This window comes from Streptomyces sp. NRRL B-24572, from assembly GCF_002156145.1.
In the GTDB taxonomy this organism is placed as follows: domain Bacteria; phylum Actinomycetota; class Actinomycetes; order Streptomycetales; family Streptomycetaceae; genus Streptomyces; species Streptomyces vietnamensis.
Genome location: NZ_MWIG01000243.1, coordinates 1 through 18,026, shown reverse-complemented (window position 1 = coordinate 18,026; position 18,026 = coordinate 1). Strand labels below are relative to the sequence as shown.

13 protein-coding genes are annotated in these 18,026 nt (G+C 72.0%); 9 read left to right on the top strand and 4 right to left on the bottom strand.

Annotated elements, in window-relative coordinates; all coding sequences use genetic code 11:
• On the bottom strand, positions 1-919 hold a 919-nt coding region (locus tag CCN56_RS15215), incomplete at its 3' end, for a CAP domain-containing protein (protein WP_086827300.1).
• Positions 920-1,123: 204 nt separating this feature from the next.
• Here CCN56_RS15215 and CCN56_RS15210 point away from each other — a divergent pair.
• The 4 genes from CCN56_RS15210 (at position 1,124) to CCN56_RS15195 (ending at position 7,395) form a co-directional block, all read left to right on the top strand.
• A complete protein-coding gene (locus CCN56_RS15210; RefSeq protein WP_041131445.1) occupies positions 1,124-1,405 on the top strand; it encodes an acylphosphatase in 282 nt (93 codons plus the stop codon).
• 389 nt (positions 1,406-1,794) lie between these two features.
• The gene (locus tag CCN56_RS15205) at positions 1,795-2,013 is read left to right on the top strand and encodes a hypothetical protein (RefSeq protein ID WP_030690660.1); all 219 of its coding nucleotides are present in this window, start codon (positions 1,795-1,797) and stop codon (positions 2,011-2,013) included.
• Positions 2,014-2,245: 232 nt separating this feature from the next.
• Positions 2,246-5,782, top strand: coding sequence for a chromosome segregation protein SMC (smc, locus tag CCN56_RS15200; protein ID WP_086827298.1), 3,537 nt, complete (start codon positions 2,246-2,248; stop codon positions 5,780-5,782).
• 179 nt (positions 5,783-5,961) lie between these two features.
• Entirely contained in the window at positions 5,962-7,395 is a 1,434-nt protein-coding gene (locus tag CCN56_RS15195) for a sugar porter family MFS transporter (protein WP_086827296.1), read from the top strand.
• Positions 7,396-7,464: 69 nt separating this feature from the next.
• On the opposite strand, the gene CCN56_RS15190 is transcribed toward CCN56_RS15195, so the two are convergent.
• Both CCN56_RS15190 and CCN56_RS15185 read right to left on the bottom strand, forming a co-directional pair.
• Positions 7,465-8,436, bottom strand: a complete 972-nt coding sequence (locus tag CCN56_RS15190) for an LLM class flavin-dependent oxidoreductase (RefSeq protein WP_086827294.1) — start codon at positions 8,434-8,436, stop codon at positions 7,465-7,467.
• Between the two features lie 53 nt (positions 8,437-8,489).
• Positions 8,490-9,950, bottom strand: coding sequence for a cytosine permease (locus CCN56_RS15185; RefSeq protein ID WP_086827292.1), 1,461 nt, complete (start codon positions 9,948-9,950; stop codon positions 8,490-8,492).
• An 87-nt stretch (positions 9,951-10,037) separates the two neighbouring features.
• Between CCN56_RS15185 and ftsY the strand changes: the two genes are divergently transcribed.
• Entirely contained in the window at positions 10,038-11,270 is a 1,233-nt protein-coding gene (gene ftsY / locus CCN56_RS15180; RefSeq protein ID WP_086827290.1) for a signal recognition particle-docking protein FtsY, read from the top strand.
• A 60-nt stretch (positions 11,271-11,330) separates the two neighbouring features.
• Here ftsY and CCN56_RS15175 read toward each other — a convergent pair whose 3' ends face one another.
• Complete coding sequence (locus CCN56_RS15175) at positions 11,331-11,984, bottom strand: bifunctional DNA primase/polymerase (RefSeq protein WP_041131451.1); 654 nt, start codon at positions 11,982-11,984, stop codon at positions 11,331-11,333.
• 429 nt (positions 11,985-12,413) lie between these two features.
• Here CCN56_RS15175 and CCN56_RS15170 point away from each other — a divergent pair, with 429 nt between their 5' ends.
• The 4 genes from CCN56_RS15170 to CCN56_RS15155 form a co-directional block, all read left to right on the top strand.
• Entirely contained in the window at positions 12,414-13,889 is a 1,476-nt protein-coding gene (locus tag CCN56_RS15170) for a hypothetical protein (RefSeq protein ID WP_086827289.1), read from the top strand.
• 325 nt (positions 13,890-14,214) lie between these two features.
• The gene (locus CCN56_RS15165; protein ID WP_086827287.1) at positions 14,215-15,561 is read left to right on the top strand and encodes an ammonium transporter; all 1,347 of its coding nucleotides are present in this window, start codon (positions 14,215-14,217) and stop codon (positions 15,559-15,561) included.
• Positions 15,558-15,896 (top strand): P-II family nitrogen regulator, encoded by a 339-nt coding sequence (locus CCN56_RS15160; RefSeq protein ID WP_086827285.1) that lies wholly within the window; start codon positions 15,558-15,560, stop codon positions 15,894-15,896. Before CCN56_RS15165 ends, CCN56_RS15160 begins: the two co-directional genes overlap by 4 nt.
• Before the next feature lie 20 nt (positions 15,897-15,916).
• A partial coding sequence (locus CCN56_RS15155) for a [protein-PII] uridylyltransferase (protein WP_086827283.1) occupies positions 15,917-18,026 on the top strand: 2,110 nt, incomplete at its 3' end.

Sequence of the window (18,026 nt, the reverse complement as noted above, 5' to 3'; positions counted from 1 at the left end):
CGAAGTCCTGGGTCCACCACGGGCCGCCGTCGCCGAAGACCACGCCGACGCCCATGCTCGTGAAGTCGCAGTTCAGGATGTTGGCGCGGTGGCCGTCGCTGTTCATCCAGGACGCCATCACCGCCGCCGCGTCCACCTGGCCGCGTGCGATGTTCTCGCCGCCCATGCCCGATATGCCCGCCTGCTGGGCGCGGACCCACGGGGTGTCGCCGTCCGGGTCCGTGTGGTCGAAGAAGCCGCGGGTCGCCATGTCGGCGCTGAACGCGCCGGCCAGCGCCGCGAGCCGGGTGTCCGCGTGCACCGGGGTGCAGCCGACCTTGGCACGCTCGGCGTTGACCAGGCGGAGGACCTCGGCCTCGGCGGCCTCGCCGCGGTCGGCGGTGGAGGTGACCGCGACCTTCTCGGTCGGCGCCGCCGTGGTCGGCTCCGGCTTCGGTACGGGCGCCTTCGTCGTGGGCGCGGCCGAGACCCGGGTCGGCACGGGCTTCGGCGTGGGCGCCTTCGACTTCGTCTTCGTCGGGGTCGGCGTCGGCTTCGGGCTCGGCTTCGCCTTCGGGGTGGCCTTCGGGCCCGGCTTCTTGGGCGGGGTCGCCGTGGGGGAGGCGGGCCTGCTCGCGCCCGCGCCCGTGCCCGTACCGGTCGGAGTCTGTGTGGCCCCGCCCTGCGTCGTCAGCTCCGGGGCCTGCCGGGACTGGACCTGGCGCTCGCTCGTGGTGCCGGCGCTGCCGACCGTGAAGGTGTTCCCGCCGGGGAGCAGGCCGGAGGCGACGGCGACGGCGCCGACCGCGACCGCCGCGGAGGCGCCGAGCAGACCGGTGCGCACCGGCCGACGACGGCCGGCACCCCGGTGCGGGCGGCCCGAACCGGCCGCGTAGTCTTCTGCGGCGGGTGCGGCGCCGGAGCGACGGTGGCGTCCCATCTGCTCTGCCTTCCTCTGCTGGTCTTCGCTGGTTCCGTGCGGGATTCTTTGCCGGGCTTTGCTGATCTTTGCTGTCGGTACCGTTCCGGATCGACAGTCGAACGGCGCGCGCCCGAACGGGTGAGTCGCGTTCGGTCGGGACTGTACGCCATGAGAAGCAGGGGTGATGTGCTCATCCGGCAATCCGCCCGTTAGCGTGCAGCCATGAGCGACGACGTACGGATGACCGCCTGGGTGCGCGGCCGGGTGCAGGGAGTGGGCTTCCGCTGGTTCACCAGGGCAAACGCCTTGGAGATCGGCGGCCTGGTGGGCTTCGCCCTGAACCTCGACGACGGCCGGGTACAGGTGGTGGCCGAGGGGCCGCGTGAGAATTGCCACCGTCTGCTCGACTGGCTCCAGTCCGCCGACACACCCGGACGTGTGGACGGTGTCACTGAGATCTGGGACACCCCGCGCGGCGGCTACGACGGCTTCGCCATCCGCTGACGATCACGCTCCGACACCCCGCCCGGTGACCGAGAGCGGCACCGGGCGGACGCGCGGTAACAGGGGCGTGACCAGCGAACCGATTGATGGTTGCCAACTCGCGCCGGGCATGCAAGGCTGCCCGTTAAGGATGATCGCGACGCCCCCGAGGCACCGAGTTCGAAGGCCCCGCCGCCCGCTGAGCGGCCGTGGACTCCTCGGTAGCCCTTCAAACGGGGCGTGATCGTGTTGACCGTCAAACTTTTTGGTGAGACTCTGGAAGCCCCGCGCACCTTAGCTGTTTGGCAGTGGAACCGGCACGACTAGCAGTACTGCCGAGCACCGCGGGTGCGAATCCCCAACGACCCACACCGCTTCGGTCGGTCACTCATTGTGGAGGACCATCCATCATGGCAAAGGCGCTTCTCGGTTACGTCGGCGGCTCCGACCCGCGACTCCTCGCCGAGATGCGACGGCTTCAGCAGCGCGTCCAGGACCTCGAATCCGAGCTGGTACGGATCCAGTCCGAGAACGACACGCTCGCCGCTGCCGCCGCTCAGCACCAGGGAGAGTCGCTGCTGAACAGCATCGATCTCGACGTACCCCAGGCAGAGCCTGCGCTCACCTGACAACCCAGCCCCCAGGGGCCAGGTGGAAAGCATTCTCGTCGGCGCAGCCGGACACCCACACAGCTGATCGTGCGGATCGACGCACGTGCGCGACAGCTGGACATGCAAGGGGCGCCTCGGCGTCCCTTCTCCCTTTCACCCGTTGTTTCCCCCGCGTCCCACCCCTCCTCATCCGAGGATCTGCCCCACGCCGTCGCGGGCGAAACGCACGGGCCCCGGTAGAGTCGTCGGAGTGCACCTCAAGGCCTTGACCCTCCGCGGATTCAAGTCGTTCGCCTCGGCCACCACGCTGCGGTTCGAACCCGGAATCACCTGTGTCGTGGGCCCCAACGGATCGGGCAAGTCCAACGTCGTGGACGCCCTGTCCTGGGTCATGGGCGAGCAGGGCGCCAAGTCGCTGCGCGGCGGCAAGATGGAAGACGTCATCTTCGCCGGCACGACCGGGCGCCCCCCGCTCGGCCGCGCCGAGGTCTCGCTGACCATCGACAACTCCGACGGCGCCCTGCCCATCGACTACGCCGAGGTCACCCTGACCCGGATCATGTTCCGCGGCGGCAGCAGCGAGTACCAAATCAACGGCGACACCTGCCGGCTGCTCGACTTCCAGGACCTGCTCTCCGACTCCGGCATCGGACGCGAGATGCACGTCATCGTCGGCCAGGGACAGCTCGACTCCGTGCTGCACGCCGACCCGATGGGCCGCCGCGCCTTCATCGAGGAGGCCGCCGGCGTCCTCAAGCACCGCAAGCGCAAAGAGAAGGCGCTGCGGAAGCTGGACGCGATGCAGGCCAACCTCGCGCGCGTGCAGGACCTCACCGACGAACTCCGCCGCCAGCTCAAGCCGCTGGGCCGGCAGGCCGCCGTCGCCCGCCGCGCCGTCGTCATCCAGGCCGACCTGCGCGACGCCCGGCTCCGCCTCCTCGCCGACGACCTCGTACGGCTCCAGAAGGCGCTGACGGCCGAGGTCGCCGACGAGGCGGCCCTGCTCGCCCGCAAGGAGGCCACCGAGGCCGAGCTGCGCACCGCCCTCGCCCGGGAGGCCGAGCTCGAAGCGGAGGCCCGCACCCTCGTGCCCCGCCTGGAACGCGCCCAGCAGAACTGGTACGCCCTCTCCCAGCTCGCCGAACGCGTCCGCGGCACCATCTCCCTGGCCGACGCGCGCGTGAAGAGCGCCACCACCGCACCCGCCGAGGAACGCCGCGGCCGCGACCCGGAGGACCTGGAGCGGGAGGCCGCCCGCGTACGGGAACAGGAGGCCGAGCTCGAAGCCGCCCTGGAGGCCGCCGAGCGCGCCCTGGAGGACTCCGTCGCCCACCGCGCCGACCTGGAGCGGAGCCTCGCGGCCGAGGAGCGCCGCCTCAAGGACGCGGCCCGCGCCATCGCCGACCGGCGCGAGGGCCTCGCCCGGCTCCACGGCCAGGTCAACGCGGCCCGCTCGCGCGCCGCCTCCGCCCAGGCCGAGATCGACCGGCTCGCCGCCGCCCGCGACGAGGCCGCGGAGCGGTCGGCCGCCGCCCAGGAGGAGTACGAGCAGCTCAAGACCGAGGTCGAGGGCCTCGACGCGGAGGACACCGAGCAGGGCGAGCGGTACGAGACCGCCCGCCGCGAACTCGCCGACGCGGAGGCCGCGCTGGGCGCCGCCCGCGAGGCCGCCGCCGACGCCGAACGCCGCCGCGCCGCGACCGCGGCCCGGCACGACACCCTCGCCCTCGGGCTGCGCCGCAAGGACGGCACGGGCGCCCTGCTCTCCGCCGGGCTCACCGGACTCCTCGGACCGGCGGCCGAACTCCTCACCGTCACCCCGGGATACGAGGTCCCCGTCGCCGCCGCCCTCGGCGCGGCCGCCGACGCGCTCGCCGCCGACGGCCCCTCCTCCGCCGCCGAAGCCCTGCGCCTGCTGCGCAAGCAGGACGCGGGCCGGGCCACCCTGCTCCTCGCCGGAGCCCCCGAGCCGCAGTCCCCGCTGGTCGCCGACGGACCCCCGTACGCCGCCGACCTGATCAGCGGGCCCGCCGAACTCCTGGGCTCCGTCCGCCGGTTGCTCGCCGGGATCGTGGTCGTGGGCGACCTCGACGAGGCCGCCGAACTGGTCAGGAACCGGCCAGAGCTGACCGCCGTCACCACCGAAGGGGACCTGGTCGGGGCGCACTTCGCGCAGGGCGGCTCCGCCGGCGCGCCCAGCCTCCTCGAAGTCCAGGCCTCGGTGGCCGAGGCCGCCGCCGAGCTCGACGAACTGGGCGTACGGTGCGAGGAGTTGGCCGCCGCCCAGGTCGAGGCCGCCGAGCGGCGGCGCCACGCCGGGGCGCTCGTCGAGGAGCTCGACACCCGCCGCCGCGCCGGTGAGCGCGAGAGGTCCGCCGTCGCCCAGCGGCTCGGAAGGCTCGCCGGACAGGCCAGGGGAGCGGCGGGGGAGGCCGAGCGGACCGCGGCGGCCGCCGCCCGCGCCCAGGACGCCCTGGAGAAGGCCACCGCCGAAGCCGAGGAGCTGGCCGAACGGCTCCTCGTGGCCGAGGAGATGCCGGCCGAGGACGAGCCCGACACCTCCACCCGCGACCGGCTCGCGATCGACGGCTCCAACGCGCGCCAGACCGAGATGGAGGCGCGGCTCCAGGTCCGTACCCACGAGGAGCGGGTCAAGGGGCTCGCCGGACGGGCCGACTCGCTCGACCGGGCCGCCCGCGCCGAACGGGAGGCACGCGCGCGTGCCGAGCAGCGCCGGGCCCGGCTCCGCCACGAGGAGCGCGTCGCGGGCGCGGTCGCCGCCGGCGCCCGCACCCTCCTGGCCCACGTCGAGGTCTCCCTGGTCCGCGCCGAGCGGGAGCGGGTGGTCGCCGAGGCGGCGAGGGCCGACCGGGAGCAGGGCCTGACGGCCGCCCGGGCCCGGGGCCGGGACCTCAAGGCCGAGCTCGACAAGCTGACCGACTCCGTGCACCGGGGCGAGGTGCTCGGCGCCGAGAAGCGGCTGCGGATCGAGCAGCTGGAGGCGAAGGCGCTGGAGGAGTTCGGCGTGGAGGCGACCGCGCTGGTCGCCGAGTACGGCCCGGACCAGCCCGTGCCCCCGTCGCCGACCGTCGAGGGGGAGAGCCCGGACGAGACCCCCGACGCCCGGCCGCGCCCGTTCGTCCGTTCGGAGCAGGAGAAGCGGCTGAAGGCCGCCGAACGGGCGTACCACCAGCTCGGCAAGGTGAATCCGCTGGCCCTGGAGGAGTTCGCGGCCCTGGAGGAGCGGCACCGGTTCCTCTCGGAGCAGCTGGAGGACCTGAAGAAGACCCGCACCGACCTGCTTCAGGTCGTGAAGGAGGTGGACCTGCGCGTCGAGCAGGTCTTCACCGAGGCCTACCGGGACACGGCCCGCGAGTTCGAGGGCGTCTTCTCGCGGCTCTTCCCGGGCGGCGAGGGCCGGCTGATCCTCACCGACCCGGACAACATGCTCACCACCGGCGTCGAGGTGGAGGCCCGCCCGCCGGGCAAGAAGGTCAAGCGCCTCTCGCTGCTCTCCGGCGGCGAGCGCTCGCTCACCGCCGTGGCGCTGCTCGTCTCGATCTTCAAGGCCAGGCCCAGCCCGTTCTACGTGATGGACGAGGTCGAGGCGGCGCTCGACGACACCAACCTCCAGCGGCTGATCGGGCTCATGCGGGAGCTCCAGGAGTCCTCGCAGCTGATCGTGATCACGCACCAGAAGCGGACCATGGAGGTCGCGGACGCGCTGTACGGCGTGTCCATGCAGGGCGACGGCGTCTCGAAGGTGATCAGTCAGCGGCTGCGTTGACCCCATCGTTCAACTATTGAAGCAACGTGGCCTCCCTGTGCTCTAAAAGTCACACGACATCGACTATTGACTTCGAAACTTGAAGGAATAGTCTCTGCAACGTTGCTTTTACCTTCACGTGGTGGGCGGCGCGAAGTTGTGCGCCACTGGAAGGGCTCGCCCCCCACCGAGGAGTCCATGTGACCAGCACCGAGAAGGCGCCCACACCGCCATCTTCCGAAGGCCGAGCCGCTCACCCGGACCACCTCGGCCACGTCATCTTCATCACGGCCTCCGCCGCGATGGGCGGCTTCCTCTTCGGCTACGACAGCTCCGTCATCAACGGCGCCGTCGAGGCGATCCGCGACCGCTACGACATCGGCTCCGGCACCCTCGCGCAGGTCATCGCCATCGCCCTGATCGGCTGCGCCATCGGCGCCGCCACCGCCGGCCGGATCGCCGACCGCATCGGCCGCATCCGCTGCATGCAGATCTCCGCAGTGCTCTTCGCCGTCAGCGCCGTCGGCTCCGCACTGCCCTTCGCCCTCTGGGACCTCGCCCTCTGGCGGATCATCGGCGGCTTCGCCATCGGCATGGCCTCCGTCATCGGCCCCGCGTACATCGCCGAGGTCGCCCCCGCCGCCTACCGCGGCCGCCTCGGCTCCTTCCAGCAGGCCGCGATCGTCATCGGCATCGCCATCTCCCAGTTGGTCAACTACGGCATCCTCCAGCTCGCCGACGGCGACCAGCGCGGCGAGATCGGCGGCATCGAGGCCTGGCAGTGGATGCTCGGCGTGATGGTCGTCCCCGCGCTCCTCTACGGGATGCTGTCCTTCGCGATCCCCGAGTCCCCCCGCTTCCTCATCTCCGTCGGGAAGGTCGACCGGGCCAAGGAGGTCCTCGCCGAGGTCGAGGGCCACGGCGTCGACCTCGACCACCGCGTCGCCGAGATCGACCGGGCCATGCGCAGCGAGCACAAGTCCACCTTCAGGGACCTGCTCGTCGCCGGCAGCAGGTTCAAGCTCCTGCCCATCGTCTGGGTCGGCATCGGACTCTCGGTCTTCCAGCAGCTCGTCGGCATCAACGTCGCCTTCTACTACTCCGCGACGCTGTGGCAGTCCGTCGGCATCGACCCGTCCAGCTCGTTCTTCTACTCGTTCACCACGTCGATCATCAACATCATCGGCACCGTGATCGCGATGGTCCTGGTCGACCGGGTCGGCCGCAAGCCGCTCGCCCTCGTCGGCTCCATCGGCATGGCGATCGCCCTCGCCTTCGAGGCCTGGGCCTTCTCCGCCGACCTCGTCGACGGCAAGCTGCCCGAGACCCAGGGCGTCGTGGCCCTCGTCGCCGCCCACGTCTTCGTGCTCTTCTTCGCCCTCTCGTGGGGCGTGGTGGTCTGGGTCTTCCTCGGCGAGATGTTCCCCAACCGGATCCGCGCCGCCGCCCTCGGCGTCGCCGCCTCCGCCCAGTGGATCGCCAACTGGGCCATCACCGCCAGCTTCCCGTCCCTCGCGGACTGGAACCTCTCCGGCACCTACGTGATCTACACGATCTTCGCCGTGCTCTCGATCCCCTTCGTGCTCAGGTACGTCAAGGAGACGAAGGGCAAGGCGTTGGAGGAGATGGGCTAAACCCCGCTGCCCCTCTCCTCACGACGACCGCCCCGGCTCACACGGTGAGCCGGGGCGGTACGCCGTTCCTCACGCCGTGAGCCGCGGCAGTACGCCCTCGCAGAACAGCCGCAGGCTCCGCCACCCCTCCTCGACCGGCATCCCGCCGCACAGCGGATGCAGGACGAGGCTCTCCAGGCCGAGCGCCACGCACTCCTCCGGCGTGACGACCCGGTACACCCCCTCCGCCCGCAGCTCCGCCACCGTCGTCGCCGCCGACCGCACCGCCGAGCGGATGTCCTTCGACTGCCACGAGGCGTACGTCCGCGCCTCGTGCAGGAAGTGCTCCCCGTACTCCGCCCAGGTCCGGTCCGGATCCTCCGACAGGTGCAGCAGCGGGGTCTCCTTCGCCGGCATCATCGTCCAGCCCTCCGTGCCGTACTCCGCGCACCGCTCCCGGTAGTACGTCTCGAGCTCCGGCAGGTGCGCGCTCGGGAAGAACGGCAGCCCGAGCCGGGCCGCCCGCCGGGCCGCCGCCCGCGACGAGCCCCCGACCAGGAGCAGCGGATGCGGCCGGGTGAACGGCCGCGGGGTGACCCGTACCGTACGGCCCTGATATGTGAACGGCTCCCCGGTCCAGGCCGTGAGCAGGGTCTCCAGGAGCAGGTCCTGGAGCTTGCCGCGCCGCCCCCAGTCGACCCCGCGCTCCTCGTACTCCTCCGGCCGGTAGCCGATCCCGGCCACCGTCACCAGCCGGCCCCCGCTCAGCAGGTCCAGGACCGCGATGTCCTCGGCCAGGCGCAGCGGATCGTGCAGCGGGCCGATGATCGCCGAGATGGTGACGGCTATCCGTTTCGTCGCCCCGAAGACCGCGCCCGCGAAGGCGAAGGGGGAGGGCAGCCAGTTGTTCTCGACCCCGTGGTGCTCCTCGGTCTGTACGGTGTCGACGCCGTGCTCGTCGGCGTACGCGGCCATGGCGAGCGCGGCCCGGTAGCGCTCCGAGAGGGAGTCCGGGGTCGCACGGGGATCGACGAGGTTGAACCGTACGACGCTGAACGGCATGGGAAAGTCCCCCTTCGCGGGTACGCGGAAGGGGGACAGTAGCTGACGCAGCGTCAGATGGAAACGGTCTCGCGGATCTCGGCGGCCGGTTCCGCCGCGGTCGGCGACGCGGTGCGCGGCAGCACCGCGTACAGCACGCCCGCGACCACGATCGTCGCCGCCCAGCCCAGACCGTTCTCACCGATCCAGGACGAGGCGAGCGGACCGGAGAACCAGTCCACCTTCGTGAACAGCAGACCCACGAGCAGCGCCACGCCCCACGCCGTCATCGCCTGCCAGGCGAAACCGCCCCGGTACCAGTAGGCACTGGTCCGCGTGGTGTCCATGAGCGCCGCCGCGTCGTACGACCGCCGGCGCAGCATGTCCACGCCGAAGACCCCGATCCACGCCGAGAACGCCACCGCGAGCAGCGTCAGGAAGGAGATGAACGAGCCGATGAAGCTGGTCGCCACGACCATCAGGAGGAAACCGAAGACCAGGCTGATCACGGCGTTCACGCTCACCGCCGCCGCCCGCGGCACCCTGATGCCCAGGGTCTGCGCGGTGAACCCGGCCGAGTACATCGACATCGAGTTGATCAGCAGCATCCCGATCAGCGCGATCAGCAGATACGGCACCGAGATCCACATCGGAAGCAGCTCGCCGATGAAGGAGACCGGGTCCTGCGCCGAGGCCAGGTCCGGCGTGGACACCGCCATCACCGCGCCCATCAGCACCATCGGGAGCACCACGATCCCGGCGCCGCCGACCGTCGAGCCGACCATCGCGCGCGAGGAGGCCGTACGGGGCAGATAGCGGGTGAAGTCGGGGCCCGAGGGCACCCAGCTGATGCCGCCGGCCGCGATCGTGCCGATGCCCGCGACCATCATCGCCGTCGAACCGGCCGGCTTGTCGAAGACCGCCGACCAGTCGGTGTTCGCCACCAGATGGACCAGGACGAGCACCGAGAAGGCGCCGAAGAGGTACGTCGACCACTTGCTGCACACCCGCAGCGCGTTGATCCCGAGGCCCGACACCAGGAACGTGCAGGTCACGAAGAGCAGCAGGGTCACCACGATGAGAAGCGTGTTCGACTTCACGCCGAAGAGGAGGTCGAGGACGGTCAGCACCGCGTACGCCCCGGCGACCGCGTTGATCGTCTCCCAGCCCCAGCGGGCCACCCAGATCAGCGCACCGGGAAAAAGGTTTCCGCGCTGACCGAAGACGGCCCGCGACAGCGCCATGCCGGGCGCCCCGCCGCGCTTCCCCGCGATCGAGATCAGGCCGACGATCCCGTACGAGAGGACCGGCGCGACGATCGCCACGACCAGGACCTGCCAGAGGTTCAGGCCGTTGAAGACGACCAGACCGGCGCCCATCGTGAGCAGCAGCACACTGATGTTGGCCGCGACCCAGGTCGGGAAGAGCTCGCGGACCTTGCCGGTCCGCTCGGCGTCGGGGACGGGTTCGAGACCGCGTGTCTCCACGGCGCCGTCGTGCGTCGCGCCTTCGGTTTCGGAGGCGGCGTGGGGCATAGGGGTACTCCGTCGTACAGATGTGGGGGAACCACCCACTGTACGTGCTCCGCCATCGGCCCCCTCGTGGCAGATACTGGACGGGTTATGGAACTCATCCTTGCTGTAGTCATCGCTCTCGTCGTCGCGGTCGCCGTGACGAGCGGGCTCGTGATCAGCGGTCGCAAGAAGAAGCAGCTGCCGCCGGCCGAGCCGCCGTCCACCGCGCCGACCATCACCGCTCCGCCCGCAGAGCCGCACGTCGGCGAGGAGGCGGAGACACCGCGGGAGGAACCGCGGCGCACGGTCGAGGAGGTCGAGCTTCCCGCCGAAGCGGTCCCCGAGGCCCCGGTCGCCGAGGAGCCCCTCGTCGAGGAGCCGCTCGTCGAGGAGCCCCTCGCTCCCGAGATCGAGGTTCCCGAGCCCACCGCCGGCCGTCTCGTACGGCTCCGGGCCCGGCTCGCCCGCTCCCAGAACTCGCTCGGCAAGGGGCTGCTCACGCTCCTGTCCCGCGAGCACCTCGACGAGGACACCTGGGAGGAGATCGAGGAGACCCTCCTCACGGCCGACGTCGGCGTCGCCCCCACCCAGGAGCTCGTCGACCGGCTGCGCGAGCGCGTCAAGGTGCTCGGCACCCGCACCCCCGAGGAGCTGCGCGGCCTGCTCCGCGAGGAGCTCGTCGCCCTGCTCGGCGACTTCGACCGCTCGGTGAAGACCGAGAGCCCCGAGGACACCCCGGGCGTGGTCATGGTCGTCGGCGTCAACGGCACCGGCAAGACCACCACCACCGGCAAGCTGGCCCGTGTCCTCGTCGCCGACGGCAAGTCCGTCGTCCTCGGCGCCGCCGACACCTTCCGTGCCGCCGCCGCCGACCAGCTCCAGACCTGGGGCGAGCGCGTCGGCGCCCACACGGTGCGCGGACCGGAGGGCGGCGACCCGGCGTCGATCGCCTACGACGCGGTCAAGGAGGGCATCGCCGAGAAGGCCGACGTCGTCCTCATCGACACCGCCGGCCGGCTCCACACCAAGACCGGTCTCATGGACGAGCTCGGCAAGGTCAAGCGCGTCGTCGAGAAGCACGGCCCGCTGGACGAGATCCTCCTCGTCCTCGACGCGACCACCGGCCAGAACGGCCTGATCCAGGCCCGCGTCTTCGCCGAGGTCGTCGACATCACCGGCATCGTGCTGACCAAGCTCGACGGCACCGCCAAGGGCGGCATCGTCGTCGCCGTCCAGCGCGAACTGGGCGTCCCGGTCAAGCTGGTCGGCCTGGGCGAGGGCCCGGACGACCTGGCGCCCTTCGAGCCGGGCGCCTTCGTCGACGCCCTGATCGGCGACTGACACCGCGCAAGGCATGCGGAAGGGCCCTCGCCATCGGATGGCGAGGGCCCTTCCGCATGCTCAGAAGTGCGTCCGGTGACAGATGTACGCCAGGGTGCCGAGCAGCAGCCGGGCCTGCGGCGGCGCGCCCGCCGTGTCGAGGGTCGGCGGCCGCAGCCAGCGCACCGGCCCGAGCCCGCCCAGGTCCGACGGGGGAGCGGTGACGTAGGAACCCGGGCCCAGACAGTGCAGGTCCAGATCGGCGTCGTCCCAGCCCATCCGGTACAGCAGCTGCGGCAGCTCGGCCGCCGCGCCCGGGGCCACGAAGAACCGCGCCCGGCCGGTCGGGGTCGCGCACACCGGGCCGAGGGGCAGCCCCATGCGCTCCAGGCGCACGAGCGCCCGCCGGCCCGCGGCCTCGGCGACCTCGATCACGTCGAAGGCGCGGCCGACCGGGAGGAGCAGGGCCGCGCCCGGGTACTCGGACCAGGCCTTCACGGCGTCGTCGAGGCCGGCGCCCGCCGGGACCGGTTCCGCGAAGGAGAGGGGGTGCGCGCCGGGGGCCGCGCACGCCGGATCACCGCAGGAGCACCGGCCGGAGACGGCCCGCGTGCCGGGAACGACGTCCCAGCCCCAGAGGCCGGTGTACTCGGCCACCGCTGTGCACTCCGTGGTGCGTACGCGGCGGCGTGCGCCGACCCGCATCTCACGAATGCCGCCGATCGTGAAACCCATGCCCCCTCCAACGGGTCGAGCGCGCCGGTGGTTACGACCCGGAGCCCCGTCGTCACCTTTCGTCACGGCCCGTCGCCCGAGATGTGGCGCGCGGTCGTGTGCAGGGTGGTGCGGGTCGGGGCGCACGCCTCTCCGTGCTCCCGTCCACCGACTCCGGTTCGTCGCATGTCAAGTGAATCGCGTTCCACGCGTGGCGAGTTCCCCCGAAGGGGTGGCGAATGGTGGCGTTTCTTGAATCGCCGTGGTGGAGGGGTGATCGTAGGATTACTTTCGGTACTCGAACCCCGAGGGCCTCTTGCACGCGTGGGTATGCCGGAGGCAACCCGGTTTCCAGTTCGAAGGAGTGCGAACGTCGGACGGGTGCCGCGAGAGGCGGCATTCTGATAGGGGTTTCGGACGACAGGTCATCAGGTGGATGGGGGCGTTCCAGTGAGCGGCAACGGCGCAGACGGTACGGCTGCCGGCAAGCGCCCGAACGAGCAGCTGGGTTCGTGGTTCGTGCGCAGCGGCTGGTCGAAGGGCGAACTGGCACGCCAGGTGAACCGCAGGGCGCGCCAGATGGGCGCGCACCACATCTCCACCGACACCTCGCGGGTGCGCCGGTGGCTCGACGGCGAGCAGCCCCGCGAGCCCATCCCGCGGATCCTCTCCGAGCTCTTCTCCGAGCGCTTCGGCTCCGTCGTCGCCATCGAGGACCTCGGACTGCGCACGGCCCACCAGTCGCCCTCCGTCTCCGGCGTCGACCTGCCCTGGGCTGGCCCGCAGACCGTCGCCCTGCTCAGCGAGTTCTCCCGCAGCGACCTCATGCTCGCCCGCCGGGGCTTCCTCGGCTCCTCCCTCTCGCTCGCCGCGGGCCCCGCCCTCATCGAACCGATGCAGCGCTGGCTCGTCCCCACCCCGGCCGGCGACGTCGAGCGACCCGAGCCGCTCGTCGACGCCCGCCGCCCCAACCGGCTCTCCGAGGTCGAGCTCGACCTCCTGGAGTCCACCACCGCCATGTTCCGCAAGTGGGACGCGCAGTGCGGCGGCGGACTGCGCCGCAAGGCCGTCGTCGGCCAGCTCCACGAGGTCACCGACCTCCTCCAGGAGTCCCAGCCCGCCGCCACCGCCAAGCGCCTCTTCACCTGCGCCGCCGAACTCGCCGAGCTCGCCGGCTGGATGAGCTACGACGTGGGACTCCAGCCCACCGCCCAGAAGTACTTCGTGCTGGCGCTGCACGCCGCCAAGGAGGCCGGCGACAAGCCCCTCGGCTCGTACATCCTCTCGTCGATGAGCCGCCAGATGATCCACCTCGGCCGGCCGGACGACGCCCTCGAACTCATCCACCTCGCCCAGTACGGCAGTCGGGACTGCGCCACCGCCCGCACCCAGGCCATGCTGTATGCGATGGAGGCCCGCGCCTACGCCAACATGGGCCAGCCCTCCAAGTGCAAGCGGGCCGTCCGGATGGCCGAGGACACCTTCGCCGACGTCGGCCTCGACGGCGAGCCCGAGCCCGACTGGATCGGCTTCTTCTCCGAGGCCGAGCTCAACGGCGAGAACTCCCACTCCTACCGCGACCTGGCCTATGTCGCCGGCCGCTCCCCGACGTACGCCTCGCTGGCCGAGCCCGTCATGGAGCGGGCCGTCGAGCTCTTCGAGAAAGACCCCGACCACCAGCGGTCGTACGCGCTCAACCTGATCGGCATGGCCACCGTCCACCTCCTCAAGCGCGAGCCCGAGCAGTCCGTGGTCCTCGCCGAGAAGGCCCTCGGGGTCGCCCGCAGCATCCGCTCCGAGCGGGTCAACACCCGGCTCCGCAAGACCGTCGACCAGGCCGCCCGCAACTACAGCGACGTCGCCGAGGTCGTCCAGCTCACCGACCGGCTCACCCAGCTCCTGCCCGAGGCCGCCGAAGCGGTCTGATCCTCCCCAGCGGCCACTCCACGAGCCCGCACCGACCCCGGCCGCGCCGGCCGTCCCGTAAAGCCCGACTCGGCTCCCCCGCCGCAAGGTCACACGGACGCCCGGCGCGGCCGGTTCGTTTCCCCGGACGTCTCCTCGTACCGACACGGCCGTTCACGGTCACGTAACACGCCCCGCCCCTTCGTCACTGCGCCGAAACATCGAGCGGTATCGGCGGAAACCGCGCTGCGCGAATCTCTGGCCCATAACCGGCCACTCCCTCACGCGGCCGGACGCTCCCCGGCCCCGCCCCGCACAGGCCGCATTCGACGACGAGGAGACGCCGATGGCACCAGCCATCACGACCCTGGCCGCAGACGCCCCCGAGCTGTCTGCCGCCAACACCGGGTTCATGCTCATCTGCTCCGCCCTGGTCATGCTGATGACCCCGGCGCTCGCCTTCTTCTACGGAGGCATGGTCCGCGTCAAGTCCACCCTCAACATGCTGATGATGAGCTTCATCAGCCTCGGGATCGTCACGATCCTCTGGGTGCTCTTCGGCTTCAGCCTCGCCTTCGGCACCGACTCCGGCTCGATCATCGGCTGGTCCTCCGACTACGTCGGCCTCAGCGGTATCGGCATCACCGAGCTCTGGGACGGCTACACCATCCCGGTCTACGTCTTCGCCGTCTTCCAGCTGATGTTCGCGATCATCACCCCCGCGCTCATCAGCGGCGCCCTCGCCGACCGCGTCAAGTTCACCGCCTGGGCCCTCTTCATCACCCTCTGGGTCACGATCGTCTACTTCCCCGTCGCCCACTGGGTCTGGGGCGCGGGCGGCTGGCTCTTCGAGATGGGCGTCATCGACTTCGCCGGCGGCACCGCCGTCCACATCAACGCCGGCGCGGCGGCCCTCGGCGTCATCCTCGTCATCGGCAAGCGCGTGGGCTTCAAGAAGGACCCGATGCGCCCGCACAGCCTCCCGCTGGTCATGCTCGGCGCCGGTCTCCTCTGGTTCGGCTGGTTCGGCTTCAACGCCGGCTCCTGGCTCGGCAACGACGACGGCGTCGGCGCCGTGATGTTCGTCAACACCCAGGTCGCCACCGCCGCCGCCATGCTCGCCTGGCTCGCGTACGAGAAGATCCGCCACGGCTCCTTCACCACCCTCGGCGCCGCCTCCGGCGCGGTCGCCGGCCTCGTCGCCATCACCCCCTCCGGCGGCTCCTGCTCCCCGCTCGGCGCCATCGCGATCGGCGCCATCGCCGGTCTGGCCTGCGCCATGGCCGTCGGCCTCAAGTACAAGTTCGGCTACGACGACTCCCTCGACGTCGTCGGCGTCCACCTCGTCGGCGGTGTCCTCGGCTCCCTCCTCGTCGGCCTCTTCGCCACCGGCGGCGTCCAGTCCGACGCCAAGGGACTCTTCTACGGCGGCGGCCTGGAGCAGCTCGGCAAGCAGGCCGTCGGAGTCTTCGCGGTCCTCGCCTACTCCCTGATCGCCTCCGCGGTCCTCGCCCTGATCATCGACAAGACGATGGGGATGCGGGTCAGCGAGGACGACGAGGTCTCCGGCATCGACCAGGTCGAGCACGCCGAGACCGCGTACGACTTCAGCGGAGCCGGCGGCGGCATCACCGGCCGCACCACCGCCGCGGCCACGACCGTCCCGAGCGAGAACACGAAGGTGGACGCATGAAGCTCATCACCGCGGTCGTCAAGCCGCACCGGCTCGACGAGATCAAGGAGGCCCTCCAGGCCTTCGGGGTCCACGGCCTCACCGTCACCGAGGCCAGCGGCTACGGACGCCAGCGCGGCCACACCGAGGTCTACCGGGGCGCCGAGTACACCGTCGACCTGGTCCCCAAGATCCGCATCGAGGTCCTCGTCGAGGACGAGGACGCCGAAACGCTCATCGACGTCGTCGTGAAGGCCGCCCGCACCGGCAAGATCGGAGACGGCAAGGTGTGGAGCGTGCCGGTCGAGACCGCCGTACGGGTCCGCACCGGCGAGCGCGGTCCGGACGCACTGTAAGCACGAATGGGAGCCGCCGGGTGACGAACCTCGAAGTCAGCGAAGAGACCGAAGAATCGGGACCCGGCGGTTACGCGGCGGCCCGGCTGCTCCTCCTCCAGGAGAAGGAGCGGCCCGGGCCGCCGCGCCGTGCCGCCCTCGCCCGGCTCACCGACGACTGGCTGGCCGGCCTCTTCGCCGCCGCCGCACCGCCCCGCGGGACCGCCCTCGTCGCCGTCGGCGGCTACGGGCGCGCCGAACTCTCCCCGCGCAGCGACCTCGACCTCCTCCTGCTCCACGACGGCACCGCCGACAAGGCCGCCGTCGCCGCCCTCGCCGACCGGATCTGGTACCCCGTCTGGGACCTCGGCCTCGCCCTGGACCACTCGGTCCGCACCCCCGCCGAGGCCCGTGCCACCGCCGCCGACGACCTCAAGGCCCACCTCGGCCTCCTCGACGCCCGGCCCCTCGCCGGAGACGCCGGACTCGTCGCCGCCCTGCGCACCACCGTCCTCGCCGACTGGCGCAACCAGGCACCCAAGCGCCTCCCCGAACTCGACGCCCTCTGCCGCGAGCGCGCCGAACGCGTGGGGGAGCTGCAGTACCTGCTCGAACCCGACCTCAAGGAGGCCAGGGGCGGCCTCCGCGACGCCCAGGTGCTGCGCGCCGTCGCCGCCTCCTGGCTCGCCGACGCCCCCCGCGAAGGCCTCGACACCGCCCGTCGCCGCCTCCTCGACGCCCGCGACGCCCTCCACCTCGCCACCGGCCGCGCCACCGACCGGCTCGCCCTCCAGGAACAGGACGCCGTCGCCGCCGAACTCGGCCTCCTCGACGCCGACACCCTGCTCCGCGAGGTGTACGAGGCCGCCCGGACCATCTCGTACGCCACCGACGTCACCTGGCGCGAGGTCAACCGCGTCCTCAAGGCCCGCTCCGCCCGCCCCGCCCGGCTGCGCACCCTCCTCAGCCGGAACGGCGGCGCGAAACCGCCCGTCGAACGCACCCCGCTCGCCGAGGGCGTCGTCGAGATGGACGGCGAGGCCGTCCTCGCCCTCAGCGCCCGCCCCGAACGCGACCCCGTCCTGCCCCTGCGGGCCGCCGCCGCGGCCGCCCAGTCCGCCCTGCCGATCTCCCTGCACGCCGTACGCCGCCTCGCGGCCGCCGCCAAGCCCCTGCCGGTGCCCTGGCCCGCCGAGGCCCGCGAGGAGCTCGTCACCCTCCTCGGTGCAGGCGAGGCCACCGTCCCCGTCTGGGAGGCCCTGGAGGCCGAAGGGCTCATCAGCCGGCTCCTCCCCGACTGGGAGCGCGTCCGCTGCCGGCCCCAGCGCAACCCCGTCCACACCTGGACCGTCGACCGGCACCTCGTCGAGACCGCCGTACGGGCCTCCTCCCTCACCCGCCGCGTCGGCCGCCCCGACCTCCTCCTCGTCGCCGCCCTCCTCCACGACATCGGCAAGGGCTGGCCCGGCGACCACTCCGTCGCCGGCGAGACCATCGCCCGCGACCTCGCCGCCCGCATCGGCTTCGACCGCACCGACACCGCCGTCATCGCCACCGCCGTCCGCCACCACCTGCTCCTCGTCGAGACCGCCACCCGGCGCGACCTCGACGACCCCGCCACCGTCAAGGCCGTCGCCACCGCCGTCGGCAGCCTCGGCACCCTGGAGCTCCTGCACGCCCTCACCGAGGCCGACGCCCTCGCCACCGGCCCCGCCGCCTGGTCCTCCTGGCGCGCCTCGCTCGTCGCCGACCTGGTCAAACGGGCCGCCGGCGTCCTCGCGGGCGCACCCCTGCCCGATCCCGAGGCCGCCGCGCCCAGCGCCGAACAGGAACGGCTCGCGATCGAGGCCCTGCGCACCGGCGAACCCGTCCTCGGGCTCCGCACCGAACCGGTCGCCGCGGAGCCCGAGGAGCCCGAGCCCGTCGGCGTCGAGCTCCTCATCGCCCTGCCCGACCAGCCCGGCGTCCTCCCCGCCGTCGCCGGCGTCCTCGCCCTCCACCGGCTCACCGTCCGCGCCGCCGACCTGCGGGCCGTCGACCTTCCCAGCGGCCTGGGCTCCGGCTCCGTCCTCGTCCTCGACTGGCGCGTCGCCGCCGAGTACGGCTCCCTGCCCGAGGCCGCCCGGCTCCGCGCCGACCTCGTCCGCGCCC